Source organism: Parabacteroides sp. CT06 (assembly GCF_002257605.1).
Lineage (GTDB): Bacteria > Bacteroidota > Bacteroidia > Bacteroidales > Tannerellaceae > Parabacteroides > Parabacteroides distasonis.
Genome location: NZ_CP022754.1, coordinates 658,767 through 673,282 on the forward strand (window position 1 = coordinate 658,767; position 14,516 = coordinate 673,282).

General features: G+C 40.3%; 12 protein-coding genes. 9 read left to right on the plus strand and 3 right to left on the minus strand.

Annotated features, from left to right (window positions below; genetic code table 11):
* Positions 1-25 precede the first annotated feature (25 nt).
* The 5 genes from CI960_RS02770 to CI960_RS02790 all read left to right on the plus strand — a co-directional run bounded on the left by CI960_RS02770 (position 26) and on the right by CI960_RS02790 (position 6,411).
* Positions 26-1,621: a sulfatase gene (locus CI960_RS02770; RefSeq protein ID WP_094582216.1), complete on the plus strand. Its 1,596-nt coding sequence runs from the start codon at positions 26-28 to the stop codon at positions 1,619-1,621.
* A gap of 80 nt (positions 1,622-1,701) precedes the next feature.
* Positions 1,702-2,652, plus strand: coding sequence for a glycerophosphodiester phosphodiesterase family protein (locus CI960_RS02775; protein WP_094582218.1), 951 nt, complete (start codon positions 1,702-1,704; stop codon positions 2,650-2,652).
* 18 nt (positions 2,653-2,670) lie between these two features.
* Positions 2,671-4,173 carry a glutamine synthetase family protein gene (locus CI960_RS02780; protein ID WP_094582220.1) on the plus strand — a complete coding sequence of 501 codons (1,503 nt, stop codon included), beginning with the start codon at positions 2,671-2,673 and terminating at the stop codon, positions 4,171-4,173.
* A gap of 503 nt (positions 4,174-4,676) precedes the next feature.
* Positions 4,677-5,747 carry an MATE family efflux transporter gene (locus CI960_RS02785; protein WP_094582222.1) on the plus strand — a complete coding sequence of 357 codons (1,071 nt, stop codon included), beginning with the start codon at positions 4,677-4,679 and terminating at the stop codon, positions 5,745-5,747.
* 13 nt (positions 5,748-5,760) lie between these two features.
* Positions 5,761-6,411, plus strand: coding sequence for a CatB-related O-acetyltransferase (locus CI960_RS02790; RefSeq protein ID WP_094582224.1), 651 nt, complete (start codon positions 5,761-5,763; stop codon positions 6,409-6,411).
* Positions 6,412-6,603: 192 nt separating this feature from the next.
* Here CI960_RS02790 and CI960_RS23535 read toward each other — a convergent pair whose 3' ends face one another.
* The 3 genes from CI960_RS23535 to CI960_RS02805 form a co-directional block, all read right to left on the minus strand.
* The gene (locus tag CI960_RS23535; protein ID WP_227211359.1) at positions 6,604-6,798 is read right to left on the minus strand and encodes a hypothetical protein; all 195 of its coding nucleotides are present in this window, start codon (positions 6,796-6,798) and stop codon (positions 6,604-6,606) included.
* A gap of 69 nt (positions 6,799-6,867) precedes the next feature.
* Entirely contained in the window at positions 6,868-8,655 is a 1,788-nt protein-coding gene (locus CI960_RS02800) for a glycoside hydrolase family 15 protein (RefSeq protein ID WP_094582226.1), read from the minus strand.
* Positions 8,656-8,660: 5 nt separating this feature from the next.
* Complete coding sequence (locus CI960_RS02805; RefSeq protein WP_057326898.1) at positions 8,661-10,922, minus strand: bifunctional alpha,alpha-trehalose-phosphate synthase (UDP-forming)/trehalose-phosphatase; 2,262 nt, start codon at positions 10,920-10,922, stop codon at positions 8,661-8,663.
* Positions 10,923-11,623: 701 nt separating this feature from the next.
* Here CI960_RS02805 and CI960_RS02815 point away from each other — a divergent pair.
* The 4 genes from CI960_RS02815 (at position 11,624) to kdpA (ending at position 14,513) form a co-directional block, all read left to right on the plus strand.
* Complete coding sequence (locus CI960_RS02815; RefSeq protein ID WP_005858467.1) at positions 11,624-12,097, plus strand: hypothetical protein; 474 nt, start codon at positions 11,624-11,626, stop codon at positions 12,095-12,097.
* 41 nt (positions 12,098-12,138) lie between these two features.
* Positions 12,139-12,324 (plus strand): helix-turn-helix domain-containing protein, encoded by a 186-nt coding sequence (locus tag CI960_RS02820; RefSeq protein ID WP_005858469.1) that lies wholly within the window; start codon positions 12,139-12,141, stop codon positions 12,322-12,324.
* A 371-nt stretch (positions 12,325-12,695) separates the two neighbouring features.
* A complete protein-coding gene (locus tag CI960_RS23840; RefSeq protein ID WP_080504992.1) occupies positions 12,696-12,776 on the plus strand; it encodes a potassium-transporting ATPase subunit F in 81 nt (26 codons plus the stop codon).
* A 27-nt stretch (positions 12,777-12,803) separates the two neighbouring features.
* Complete coding sequence (gene kdpA, locus CI960_RS02830) at positions 12,804-14,513, plus strand: potassium-transporting ATPase subunit KdpA (protein WP_005858471.1); 1,710 nt, start codon at positions 12,804-12,806, stop codon at positions 14,511-14,513.
* Positions 14,514-14,516: the final 3 nt, after the last annotated feature.

Genomic DNA, 14,516 nt, shown 5'->3' on the forward strand with positions numbered 1-14,516 from the left:
TGTGTAATTTTAAAATTTTGAATACATGAAGAATGCGATTAATTATGGAGCTATATTAGCCCCTGCCCTTTTGTTCTCCGCATGTGGAGTCGGGCAAAAAGAAGTGGCAGAGAAGCCGCTCAATATCATCCATATCATGACGGATGATCATTCGTATCAAACTATTAGCGCTTATGGACATGCGCTAGGTAAATTGGCTCCTACACCAAATTTAGATCGTTTGGCTGCGGAAGGAATGTTGTTCCGGCAAGCTTTCGTAGAGAATTCTCTGTCTACTCCTAGCCGTGCTTGTTTGATGACCGGTCTTTACAGTCACCAAAACGGACAAAGACAGTTAGGAAAAGGTATTGATACGACAAAAGTATTCTTCTCTGAAATCTTACAACAGCACGGTTATCAGACAGGTGTTGTCGGTAAATGGCATATGCAATGTGAGCCGAAAGGTTTTGACTATTATCATGTGTTATGGGATCAAGGAGATTATTATAATCCGGAGTTTAAAAGCAAAGAATCGAATGGCAAGTATGTAAAAGAAGAGGGGTATGCGACGACCCTTACGACCGATCACGCTATCGAGTTTTTGGAAGAGAGGGATAAGGATAAGCCTTTCTGCCTGCTGGTTCATCATAAGGCTCCACATCGTAACTGGATGCCGGATACAAAATATATGGATTTATATGAGGATGTAGAGTTCCCATATCCAGATACTTTCAATGATAATTATGCCACTCGTTGCGATGCCGCACGTACACAAGAGATGAGTATAGACAAAAATATGACTTTGGTTTATGATTTGAAGGTAGATGAGCTTAAAGAGAAGGAGGCTTATAAAAAGGAATGGAATATTGGTGGTTGGCAGGCCTCTTTGGATCGTATGACCCCGGAACAACGGGAAGCTTGGATCGCTTCTTATAAGCCCCGCAACGAAAAATTCATTAACGAGAACCTGAAAGGCGAGGATTTGGTTAAATGGAAATATCAACGTTATATCAAGGATTACGTACGTTGCATCAAATCTATTGATGATGAGGTGGGGCGTTTGATCGCCTATTTGGAAAAAGAAGGGCTTATGGATAATACCGTGATCGTTTATACCTCGGATCAAGGTTTTTACATGGGTGAACATGGCTGGTTCGACAAACGTTTCATGTATGAGGAATCTTTCCGTACGCCGTTGATTATCCGTTATCCTGCTAAAATCAAGGCGGGAAGTGAATGTACGGCCTTAGTACAGAACATTGACTATGCCCCGACTTATCTGGATATAGCCGGTATCGAGAAACCTGATTATATGGTAGGAACTTCTTTAGTCCCCTTGTTTGGAGGCGAGACACCAAGAGATTGGCGTGAGTATCTATATTATCATTATTATGATTATCCTGCGATCCATATGGTACGTCGTCACGATGGCGTGCGTGACAGTCGTTATAAATTGATCCATTTCTATGGAGAGAAGAATGAGCATAATGACGCGATTAATTGCAACGAGCTTTACGATTTGCAAAGTGATCCGAATGAGCTGAATAATTTATACGATAATCCGGAATATGCTGATATCCAAACTCGCCTGCAAGCACGTTTGGATAAGTTCCGTGCAGACCAGAAAGTTGACGAATATTAAGGTGCTAACTCTGTAAAATCATTTATTTTGTGTAAGTTTGGCGGATAGAAAGAATCATTCACCTAAAATACGATCGTGAAATGAAACTCAATTTATCCGCCAGATTTTTAATGCTGGCCCTGCTTTGTGGTTCTTGCGTATTGAACACGCCAAAGGAGGAGCTTGAATACAACGGAATGAATACGCTACAGATATCAAATGTAGATGATTTGATATCTTTCTACCAATATGCCGATGACCGAATTCCTTTAATTAGCGGACACCGAGGTGGACGGGGAAAAGGCTATCCTGAGAACAGTATGGAAACCTTTGAAAATACCCTCTCTTATACTCCTGCCACGTTCGAGATAGATCCGAGGTTAACCAAAGATAGTGTTATCGTCCTTTTCCACGATGATACACTGGAGCGTACCAGTAATGGGACCGGGAAAGTTTCTGATTACACTTGGGAAGAATTGCAAAATTTCCGTTTGAAGGATCCCGAAGGAAATATCACAAACTATCGTATCCCGACTTTAGAGGAAGCGATTCGTTGGGCCCGTGGAAAAACAATCCTAATCCTTGATAAGAAGGATGTTCCTATGGAGCGCACCGCTCAGTTGATTACCGATATGCAAGCGGAACCTTATGTAATGATTACGGTTCATGATGGTGCCTCGGCTCGTTTCTTTTACGAGAAAAATCCGAATTTCATGTTTGAGGCTTTCGTGAAAACGAAAGAAGCGGTTCAAGACTATGAGGATAACGATATACCTTGGAGCCATATCATGGCTTACGTAGGTCCGAAGATTACCCCCGAAGTCCGTGAGGTGATCGATATGTTACATGAAAGAGGTGCCATGTGTATGATCTCTACCGCCCCTTCCGACGATAAACTATCCACACCCGAAAGTCGTGCTGAAGCATACCGTATGATCATCCGTCAAGGCGTGGACATCATAGAGTCTGACCGGCCTATAGAAGTTGCGGAAGCGATCTCTAGCTTGATTCCGGTTGACAGTTCCAAAGGGAAGTTTTTCTCTACACTATAAACATAATCAATATAAGACATGAACAAAGAACTAGAAATGACTCCCAACAAATTAGAGAAGTTTTGTGGGAAGCCTGCGTCCGGGTTTACGAAAGAGGACATTATCCGCTACATTTATGGAAACGATATCCAGATGGTTAATTTTATGTATCCCGCGGGCGACGGACGTTTGAAAACACTAAACTTTGTAATCAACAATGCGGCCTATCTGGATGCGATCTTGACTTGCGGTGAGCGTGTGGATGGCTCTAGTCTTTTCTCGTTTATCGAGGCGGGAAGTAGTGACCTGTATGTGGTGCCCCGTTTCCGTACGGCTTTCGAGGATCCGTTTGCGGAATTACCTACGCTTACCATGCTTTGCTCATTCTTCAATAAGGATGGAGAACCCTTAGAAAGTTCCCCGGAATATACCTTGCATAAAGCTTGTAAGGCTTTTCATGAGGTGACGGGAATGGAATTTGAGGCAATGGGTGAATTAGAATATTACGTAATCGCACCGGATGAAGGCGTTTTCCCTGCTACCGACCAAAAAGGTTATCATGAATCCGCTCCTTACGCTAAGTTCAATGAGTTCCGGACGGAGTGCATGCACTGCATAGCGCAAGCCGGGGGACAAATTAAATATGGTCATTCGGAAGTTGGTAACTTTACGTTAAATGGTTTGATCTATGAGCAAAATGAGATCGAGTTCTTACCATGTCCTGCGGAAAATGCAGCGGATCAATTGATGATCGCTAAATGGGCGATCCGCAATCTAGCGCATGAATATGGATATAACATCACTTTCGCTCCGAAAATTACGGTGGGAAAAGCAGGTTCCGGTCTGCATGTCCATATGCGTATCATGAAAGATGGCAAGAATCAGATGTTAGCGAATGGTATCTTATCCGAAACCGCCCGTAAGGCTATCGCTGGAATGATGTGCTTAGCTTCCTCTATTACGGCTTTTGGAAATACGAACCCAACCTCATATTTCCGCTTGGTTCCACACCAAGAAGCACCTACGAATATTTGTTGGGGAGATCGGAATCGTTCAGTTTTAGTTCGTGTTCCGCTAGGTTGGGCCGCAAAAACGGACATGTGTGCTTTGGCGAACCCATTGGAACCTGCCAGCCATTATGATACGAGCCAAAAGCAAACGGTCGAGATGCGCTCACCGGATGGCTCCGCTGATTTATACCAATTATTGGCAGGATTGGCAGTTGCGTGCCGCCATGGTTTTGAGATCGACGATGCTTTGGAGATCGCTGAGAAGACTTATGTAAACGTGAATATTCATAAGGAAGAGAATCAAGATCGCCTAAAGACATTGGATCAACTCCCAGACAGTTGCGCAGCCTCAGCCGCCCGTTTAAGACAACAGCGTGCTGTTTTTGAAAAATATAACGTATTTAGTCCGAGTATGATAGACGGCATCATCCGTAAACTGGAATCTTATGATGACGCTTCTTTACGCAAGGACCTAGAGAATAATCCGGAAGAGATGTTGAAGCTGGTCAATACTTATTTCCATTGTGGCTGAAAATCTTTTTTATGGTTTCACAAGAGGGTGTGTCATGACACACTCTTTTTATGCCCTGCTTTCATTTCTTGAACTTTCCATTGCGTTTTTTTGAATATCCGAGCACAAGAGAGGCCATAAATTAAAACGAAAATATTCTAGAGAAGAAAAAAAAGATATAATAGTAAAAAAACATGATAAAAAATTGTTATTTACAAATAAAGGCTTACCTTTGCCAACATCAAAACAAAATGATGTTATAAATTCATTTTGAAGTTATATGTTTTTCGAGTTTAACCTTGACTGTGAGCACAAAAGATTATCGCGAAGATCTTTTGAACGGTTGGATAGAGACGTCTATTTAGCCGTTTTTTCTTTTAGCCCTATCCAATAAAGCTATTCAGCTATTTGACAGATACAGCTTTATTTGTCACGGAGATTTTATATCCTTTTATTTTATGGATTACGAAATAACATACTGCATAAAAGCGGTATGTTGTATCGCACTATTATACAGTTGAGCAATGAATTATACATATAAACAAATATGGCTCATCAACTTTCCTGTAATGATGAGTATCTTAATGGAACAATTAATCAATATTACGGATGCTGTTTTCTTAGGCCACGTTGGAGAGATAGAATTAGGAGCGTCCGCTATCGCCGGAATTTATTATTTGGCGATTTATATGCTTGGTTTTGGATTTAGCATTGGGTTGCAAGTAATGGTAGCTCGAAGGAATGGAGAGCAAGATTACAAGGAAACCGGCAAGACCTTTTTTCAAGGCTTATTTTTCCTTTTGGGATTGGCTATCTTTCTTTACCTTCTCATTCATACGGTTTCCCCATTTATATTAAAGAAGCTGATCGTTTCCTCGGATATTTATCGAGCGGTAATCCTATACTTGGATTGGCGTAGCTTTGGATTGTTGTTTTCATTCCCATTTTTAGCGATACGTTCTTTTTTAGTGGGGATAACGCATACAAAAGCTCTATCTTGGGCTGCTGCCATAGCGGTATTAATCAATATTCCTTTAAATTTTTATTTGATATTCACTAGGGAATTAGGAATCTCGGGGGCGGCAATTGCCTCTTCTTTGGCAGAGATGGGCTCCTTTATGATGCTTTCCTTCTATATGTGGATACGATTGGATAAAGAAAAATATGGGTTAAGGCCGGTCTATAATGGTAATTTACTTATAAAAGTCTTGAAGTTATCAATATGGAGTATGCTTCATGCGTTTATTAGTGTAGCCCCTTGGTTCTTGTTTTTCGTTTCAATTGAACATTTGGGAAAAATAGAGTTAGCGATTTCCAATATAACCCGGAGCGTATCGGCTATATTTTTTGTGATAGCGAATTCTTTTGCGCTTACAACAGGCTCATTAGTCAGTAATGCGATTGGTGCGGGAGAAGGGAAGGCACAAATGACTTTCCTTTTTCAAGTTACGACAACAGCCATATATTTGGTTTACCTTTATTGGTTATGTCGTTACACGCAAGCCCCTCTCGCAATCTATTTAACAGCGGAATACGTCTTTGTAATTCTGTTGGCTACACAATCTATTTTTTATTTGAAAAAGAAACATTACTAAAAAACGAAGAAAGATGATGACTAAAATATATCCACGTACGGGAGATAAACAAACCGTATATCTAAATACCATTATACAAGATCCTCAAATAGTGGTTGGTGACTATACAATTTATAATGATTTTGTAAATGATCCTTTGCTATTCGAAAAGAATAATGTCCTTTATCATTATCCCAGCCATAAGGAGAGGTTAGTAATAGGTAAATTCTGCTCTATTGCTTGTGGAACAAGGTTTTTGTTCAATTGCGCCAATCACACGTTAAACTCTTTATCTACCTATACATTTCCTTTGTTTTATGAGGAGTGGAATTTAGAAAAGTCGAATGTGGTGTCGGCATGGGATAATAAAGGAGATATTATAATTGGTGACGATGTTTGGATTGGCTATGAAGCCGTGATTATGTCTGGAGTCCATGTTGGAAGCGGGGCTATTATCGCAGCACGTGCAGTTGTTACAAAAGATGTCCCCCCTTATACAATAGTAGGGGGAACTCCTGCGAGAGAAATTCGGAAGCGTTTTGATACGGATGTAATAAAACGATTGCTGATGTTGAAATGGTGGGATTGGCCTATAGACAAGATTCGCCAGTGTTTACCATACATTATGAATGGTGATTTAGATGAGTTATTATCTATTGAGGATGACATATTTTCTGGGCTATGATCAATCCCCTTGCCCAATCGTATCCTAGAATAATTCTGTCTTGATAGTAAATATCTGCCCATTTTTGGAAAAAACGAGAGAAAAACTTCATACTGATTATCCATGAAGGTTCCTCACAGAATTCAAAAATATCGCCTCGGGCGCATAGAGGTTTCTTTCCGTCTCGATCGTATTGTTCATCAATTGCGGCATTTAAACGTCTTTGGTACGGACAGGCATTTCCGGATATATTTCTTTTTGAGGTAGGAACTGTTCGACAATACTCCAGTCTGTTGCTTCCAACGCTTCCTTCTGTTTCAAATCTTTTAGGTATTTTTTAGAACCTTCGTACAACTGTTCTTTTACGCTATAATCCAAAAGAAGCTTGGAGGACGGTATCTCTGCCAATCCCAATTTTTTTAGAAGCCAACCTATTGTAGTCGCATTTATTATCAAAATGAAAGAGATACAGAAGGTTTATTTAAAAAACAGTCGTATGTCCTCTTCCGAAAACAATATAGCGGTATTGACTAGTGCCAAATGGGAATATGCTTGAGGAAAATTCCCCAGTTGCTCCTTGGTTTCAAAATCAATGTCTTCACTGAAAAGTCCCAAGTGATTTGAATTATGAAGCATTTCCTCAAACAGACTACGTGCTTCTTCTTTTTCTCCAATGACATAAAGAGCACGAATGAGCCAGAACGTACAAATAGTAAAGGCGGAAGAGGGAAGTCCGAAATCATCATGAGATTTATAACGGTACATCAACCCTTTATAAAGTAACGCATTCTTTATCGCTTGCACTGTTTTATGGTAGCGTATGTCTCTCGGATCGATAAATCCGTACGGTTCCATTAACAACAAGGACGCATCAAGGTCGGAATTACCGTAGGTTTGCGAGAAACTTTGCATCTCTTCTTTCCAACCGTTTTTCATGACATTTTCTTTGATTACGGTCGCTTCTTCCGACCAACGTCTCCGGTATGTCGGTTTGTTTAATAAATCTGCAATACGAGCTCCCCTGTCTAATGCGACCCAGCACATAACTTTGGAGGAAACAAAATGCTGTCCTTCTCCTCTAATCTCCCAAATGCCTTTGTCTGGTTTTTTCCAGTCAATCATCACATTCGTCAGGATACTTTTTACCATTTCCCACATATCTTCCACCTCGTCCAATGTACCGGGCATCAAACGATAGTATTGGTAGATCAGGTCCATTAAATAGCCGAACGAGTCATTTTGAAGCTGGTGGTAAGCATCATTACCGATCCGAACGGGTCGTGAGTTCTTATAACCGGAAAGATGTCCCAGAATAACTTCCGTCAATTTTCTTTCTCCGCGAATACCGTACATGATCTGGTAAGTATCGTGTTGAGAAACAAAAGTAGACTGGACAAATCTCATGAACCGCCTTGCGGCTTCCACATGGCCTATCTGGAACAAAGTTTCAATGGACATGGAGGCGTCGCGCAGCCAACAAAAACGATAATCCCAGTTACGGACTTCTCCGATCGTTTCCGGTAGGCTAGTTGTTATGGCCGCCAATACGGCTCCATTATAAAAAGACATCAATTTTAAAACTAGGAGACTTCGCTCAATGATATCGTTATAGACCGTAAACTTCTTGGTTCGGTCAGTCCAATTCAACCAATAAACCAGCGTCCGGCAGTATTCCAGTTTCTCACGCTCAATGTTGACGGGTATTACTTTCTCGTTATATGAAAGTAGCAAGAACTCGTCCTTAGCCAGTACGATTTCTTTCTGTTCCAAGATGTTGTGCAAAGGTAGTGAGGAATAAAGATATTGCCTATCTTTGCTGTTAGAAGTAGAGTAGGTCTCTATATATTCCGAGGTCGTGTTGAAAATTGTCTTTCCACGGGCATAGTCCGGAGCCGGCTCATAGTTGATTTTAAAACGGGGAGTACCTTTGATTCTGCGGATATATCGGTAGATCTCTGCCGGACGATAACAATTGCTCGCATCGCTCAGATGGTAACAAGGCATGAAATCTACAACGGCAAATTCATTTTCTTCTGATACGAAGTTGGTCGAAAGAATATTTGTATGAGGAACATACGATTGCGATATTTGATAATCCGGAGAAACCTCGAAGCCGAAATATCCCCCTTTCTCCCGATCGAGCAATGATGCAAAGATGGAAGGTGAGTCGAAGTTAGGGAAACATAACCAATCTATACTGCCTTTATCCGAAATCAAAGCCGCAGTGCAGCAATTTCCTATTACTCCGTAATTTAACTTGTCCATAAAAATTATTTTTTATTTGTCCACAATCCTTTAAAAAAATCAACGGTGGCTTTCAGTTGACCTTTTATGCTTTTGGAAGTCGTTCCGTAACTAACACCTTCACCCGACAATTCTTCCAAAAAAGGCAATACTTCTTCCTGCGAGGACAGATTGTATTTGGCTTTTTCAGATACAATTCCAACTTTAACTGTTATGGCGGATACTGGAAGAGCCCGAAACATATCCTCATCCGTCGTGTCATCTCCCATTGCTAGTATAAAATCATAGCGGGAAGCCAATAATAGGCGATCTACTTCCGAACCTTTTGTGCATTCTGGAGATTTTATTTCCACGACTTTGTTGCCCTGCATGATTTGTAATCCCTTTTTCAGGCAAACAGGCATTATAGCCTTTGTTAGCTGTTGCGCTCTCAGCTCTCCCAGCCAGGCGTCCGATTCTCTATAATGCCAGGCAAGAGCAGCTTCTTTTGTCTCAAGATGAGAGTACGGGGTTTTGCTTACAAACAAATTTAGAATAAACAATAGCTCCGAATCCCACTCTCGATTGCCTATGTTTTTATGCCATGCGCCTTTTTCCTTGTAAAATGCACCATGCTCGGCGGCAAAAGACAGAGGAAGATCTCCCAGCCATTTCTCCAATGTATAGTGGTCCCGCCCGCTATTAATGGTTACATGATTCCGAGGGTCGGAACAAAAACGCTGTAACAGGTCTCGTAATGCAGGTGTTGGAACTGCATCTTCCGGATGATTTTTGAATGCAGTTAATGTTCCGTCGTAATCCAGCAAAATCAAGCGCTTTTTCGCTTGGTCATATAATGTTTTGATTTCGTTCTGGTCTTGTGCGGAGATCTTTTTCTTTTGTAATCGTTTGTTTTTCTCTGCGGTCTGCCGCCATTCTCTCATGAAATCCGCAGCCCATTTGTTTACGGTTTGAACCGAAAGGATGGCTTGCATCCGCTGAAGCCTTTCTTTTTGTTCCTCCAATGGCATTTTCAATGCACGGCAAATGGCTTGTTCGATCTGGTCCGTGTCGTTTGGATTAATCAATAAAGCATCAGACAATTCAACCGAAGCACCGGCCATTTCACTTAAAATGAGTACCCCCGGATTATCTTGTTTGGTAGCGACATACTCTTTTGCCACAAGATTCATACCATCGCGCAAAGGGGTTACCAAGGCTATATCGGCAACATAATACATCGCTACTAATTCCTCAAAAGAGAAACCGTGATAAAAATAACATACCGGAGTCCAATTCATGGTAGAGTAAGTTCCATTGATAGAACCGATCTCCTCGTCTATTTTGGTTTTCAATTCGGCATAACTGCCTACATGGTCGCGAGAGGGGACGATAACCATCGCCAATGTCACTTTCCCGTGATATTCCGGATGATTTTTCAAAAAAGAGGCGAATCCGTAAAGACGGTGCAATATTCCTTTGCTGTAATCCAGTCGGTCTACCGATATGATTAACTTATGATCTCCAAATAGAAGTCGTGTTTTCTCTACTGCGTGGTGGACTTTGTCATCAGCTATCACATTGTGATAAAGATCATAGTTTATCCCCATCGGTAATGCATCCACACGGGTTACACGATCATTCATTTGAACTTCATCCAGATTGAAATTCTTATGAAGGACGCGTTCCGTCGCACTGATGAAATGACGCATATAATCGTGAATGTGAAAAGCGACAAAGTCGGCTCCCAAAAGTCCGTTCAGGATCTCGACCCTTTCGGGCAGAATCCGGAAAAGTTCATGTGAAGGAAACGGAATATGGTGGAAATACCCGATATGAAGGTTGGGAAACTTCTCACGGAGCATGCCCGGCAACAGCATTAACTGATAGTCCTGTACCCAAACCCAATCATTAGGTTCAACTATCCGCGATATCTCTTCACAAAAAACAGCATTGACTTCCCTATATGATTCCCAAAAGTTCTTTTTATATAACGTATAAGCAAAAAAGTAATGACAGAGGGGCCATAGGGTACTGTTGCTATATCCTTCGTAGTAATTTTCATACTGCCTGTCGGATAAGAATACCGGATGATAATTATTTTTTTCCAATTGACTGCAAATGTCATCTTTTTCCGTCTTTTGTTCTACGCAGACGCCAGGCCAACCAATCCAATGTTTTTCACAATCAACGTCCAATGACTTCAAACCTGTAGCCAGCCCTCCTTCGCTCCGTGAAAAAACAAATTTTCCATCGGAGGAACGTGTAACTTTTACAGGCAACCTATTCGAAATGATAAATAATCTCATATTTGAAATATTATATACAACACAAAGCAAAATCCATACCAATTTGTATTTGTCATTGATAAACAGATGTTTGCAAATAGGGAAGCCTAGGTAATATTACCAAAATGAAAAACACTTTTTCATTTTAGTTGTTTTTTTTACTTTCAATTTAGAATTAATATTTTTAATCAATTGATATATAGTGATTTATGTTTGTTGTTTTCTAATTGGTCTGATTTTGGCATTATCTTTATCAGTTTAGATTTCCGAAGAAAGTATCATTAATATTCATCTTCGGTTGTCTGCTATAAGAAACAATGTAGAACAACAAAGAAACAAAATGGTATTTTTTATTTATCAGTTAGGCTCGCTTGCCTCTGTATGGGCAATCAGCAATTTAATAAAAAAAGATGTTCCTCAAAGGATCAAAAACAAGATTATCGTTCTGTTACTAGTAACAAGCTGGATTGGTGTTTTGGGGTATTTTTTCATTTTGAAAAACAGGATTGAAAAATGGTGGCCTTGCAAGAAGTACTTGGTTGCTCATAGAAGGATATGAGTTTCATATTATATATTATTGCAATTAAAGTTGTTTTATGTGTACCAAAATCTTTTTCTCCATTCATTCTGTAAAGATTTGAATTGTTTTTTTCTTTTTGAGCCGTGGATATAATTTATTCACGGCTTATTTAAAGGATTTGATTTCAAAAATTAGGATACAAATGGAAAAGAATATGCGGATGAAATTTTTAAAGCAACGGATAACGGTAATATTACTGTTAGTGGCTAGCGTATGTATATGTGGTAGCATCAATGAATTCTATGTCTTCGAAAATGATTATTATTTTAAATATCTGCTGAATACTTTTACAGGAATCATCCTTTTGACAGGAATTGCCTATTTATGCTATCCTCAAAAGAAGACAAATCAGGAAAATGAATTGGTGCTGAATGAATACAAACTGGTGTATGAAACGGAGTCTACCGCATCGCAATATTTTATTTCTGATACAGAAGCTTGGAACACATTAAGAAAACAATTGAAAACAACAGCTCAAGGACATGCTATTTTATATATCAGCGAAAGTTGCGAATTGCCTATAATCAATAACATGATTTTAGCTAAAAAGAGAAATTTCGATTGTTGGAAGCCTGCCTGTGCAGGGCAGATATCTAAAGATTTTGGTGAGATTTAAAGTGATCATAAAAAATATATGGCAGCCATAAAACGATGTCCATGGAAAGGAAATGTCAATTATCTGAAAATACGGGGAATAATATTGAATTGGACCTAGTCAGCGTTGAAAAGCACCACATTCAGAAAGTTCTCCAACATACTAACGGATACAAACCCGAAGCTGCTCGTCCTCTTGGGATAGCCTTAACCACACTTTATAGGAAGATGGAAGCCTATGGACTATAATGTGGAACACTTTGTTCTTGCATACCCGGTAGGTTTACCTAAAACAGGCAGCTTGCCTTTTTTATATACCTTTTCAAAATGAAAATATCTTTTTCCTTTTGAAAAGGATTGAGCATATTACATAATAATATTATTTTTTGATTATATAACTGATAAACAATGCATTGTGCAAGAACTCGATTTTTTGGCACAGCTTTGGCATATAGTAGGGTGGAAAACAAATAAATAGTATTAACAATTAAAAAAGACAAGTATGGAAGATACGTTATCATTTTTGTTCTTGTGTGCTACCGGTGTAGCATGCTATTGGTTTTTCTTCAAGTGTGTGGACTGGTTTGAGAAAATTTAATGTAAGAAAGGAGAATTAAATTATGTTTTTAGCACTGTTTATACTTTGCTTATTGATCTTCGGGTATTTGATGTATGTCCTAATTAAGCCCGAAAAGTTTTAATGGTAATTAGTTTTTTTAAGTGAAAAGATGAATACAGAAATTTTAGGTGTAGCATTGCAGATATTGCTGCTGCTGGTTATCAGTTACCCGCTGGGAAAGCATATCGCCAAGGTGTATAAGGAGGGAAACGACTGCATGCGTTTCATGGCTCCAATTGAAAGATTTATTTACAAGCTGGCGGGTATCAACCCCAATGAAGAGATGGATTGGAAGGCATTCTTGAAATCTCTGCTTATTATAAACGTATTTTGGTTCTTCTGGGGTATGATCCTGTTGGTATCGCAAGGATATCTTCCTTTGAATCCTGATGGGAACAGCGGACAAAGTCCAGATTTGGCGTTCAACACGTGTATTAGTTTCATGGTTAACTGTAACTTGCAGCACTATAGCGGAGAAAGCGGTTTGACTTATTTTACACAGTTGTTCGTCATCATGTTGTTCCAGTTCATCACTGCTGCAACAGGTATGGCTGCCATGGCTGGAATTATGAAGTCGATGGCCGCCAAAACAACTAAAACAATCGGCAACTTCTGGCACTATTTAGTGATCAGCTGTACACGTATCCTTTTCCCGATGTCTCTGATCGTGGGTTTCATCCTGATCATACAAGGTACGCCGATGGGCTTTGACTCCAAAATGACAATCCCGACATTGGAAGGAGCTGAACAAACTGTTTCACAAGGTCCTACAGCTGCAATCGTTCCGATTAAACAGTTAGGTACGAATGGTGGTGGTTACTTCGGAGTAAACTCTTCTCACCCATTGGAAAACCCGACTTACCTGACCAATATTGTAGAATGTTGGTCTATTCTGATCATTCCGATGGCATTGGTATTTGCTTTGGGATTTTATCTGAAACGTAAAAAGTTAGGTTATGTGATCTATGGTGTGATGCTGTTTGCTTATCTTTTGGGGGTATTCTGTAACGTTCACTATGAGATGGCAGGTAACCCGAAAATCGACGAGATGGGTATTGACCAGTCTTGCGGTGCTATGGAAGGTAAGGAAACCCGTCTGGGTCCGGGCGCAACCGCTTTGTGGTCTGTGACTACGACCGTCACCTCTAATGGTTCCGTTAACGGTATGCACGACAGTACAATGCCTCTTTCTGGTATGGTGGAGATGTTGAACATGCAGATCAATACATGGTTTGGTGGTGTCGGCGTAGGTTTCATGAACTACTATGCATTCTTGATTATAGCCGTATTCATCAGCGGTTTGATGGTCGGACGTACGCCGGAATTCTTAGGTAAAAAGGTAGAAGCCCGAGAAATGAAGATTGCAACGATCGTTTCGTTGGCTCACCCATTCGTGATTTTGATCTTTACGGCTATCTCTTCCTACGTATGGGTATATGCCCCTGAATTCGTAGAGAGCGAGGGTGGCTGGTTGAACAACCCTGGTTTCCATGGTTTCAGTGAAATGTTATATGAATATACTTCTTCTTCTGCTAACAACGGTTCCGGTTTTGAAGGATTAGGCGACAATACCTATTTCTGGAACTACACTTGCGGTTTGGCACTGATCATTTCACGTTATTTGCCAATTGTCGGACAGGTAGCTATTGCAGGTCTTTTGGCAAACAAGAAGTACACTCCGGAGAGTGCGGGTACATTAAAGACTGATACGGTTACATTCGGTGTGATGACATTCTTCGTAATCGTCATCGTTGCTGCCTTGTCATTCTTCCCGGCACAAACATTAGGCCCGATCGCCGAATATTTTAGTATTTACTAATTG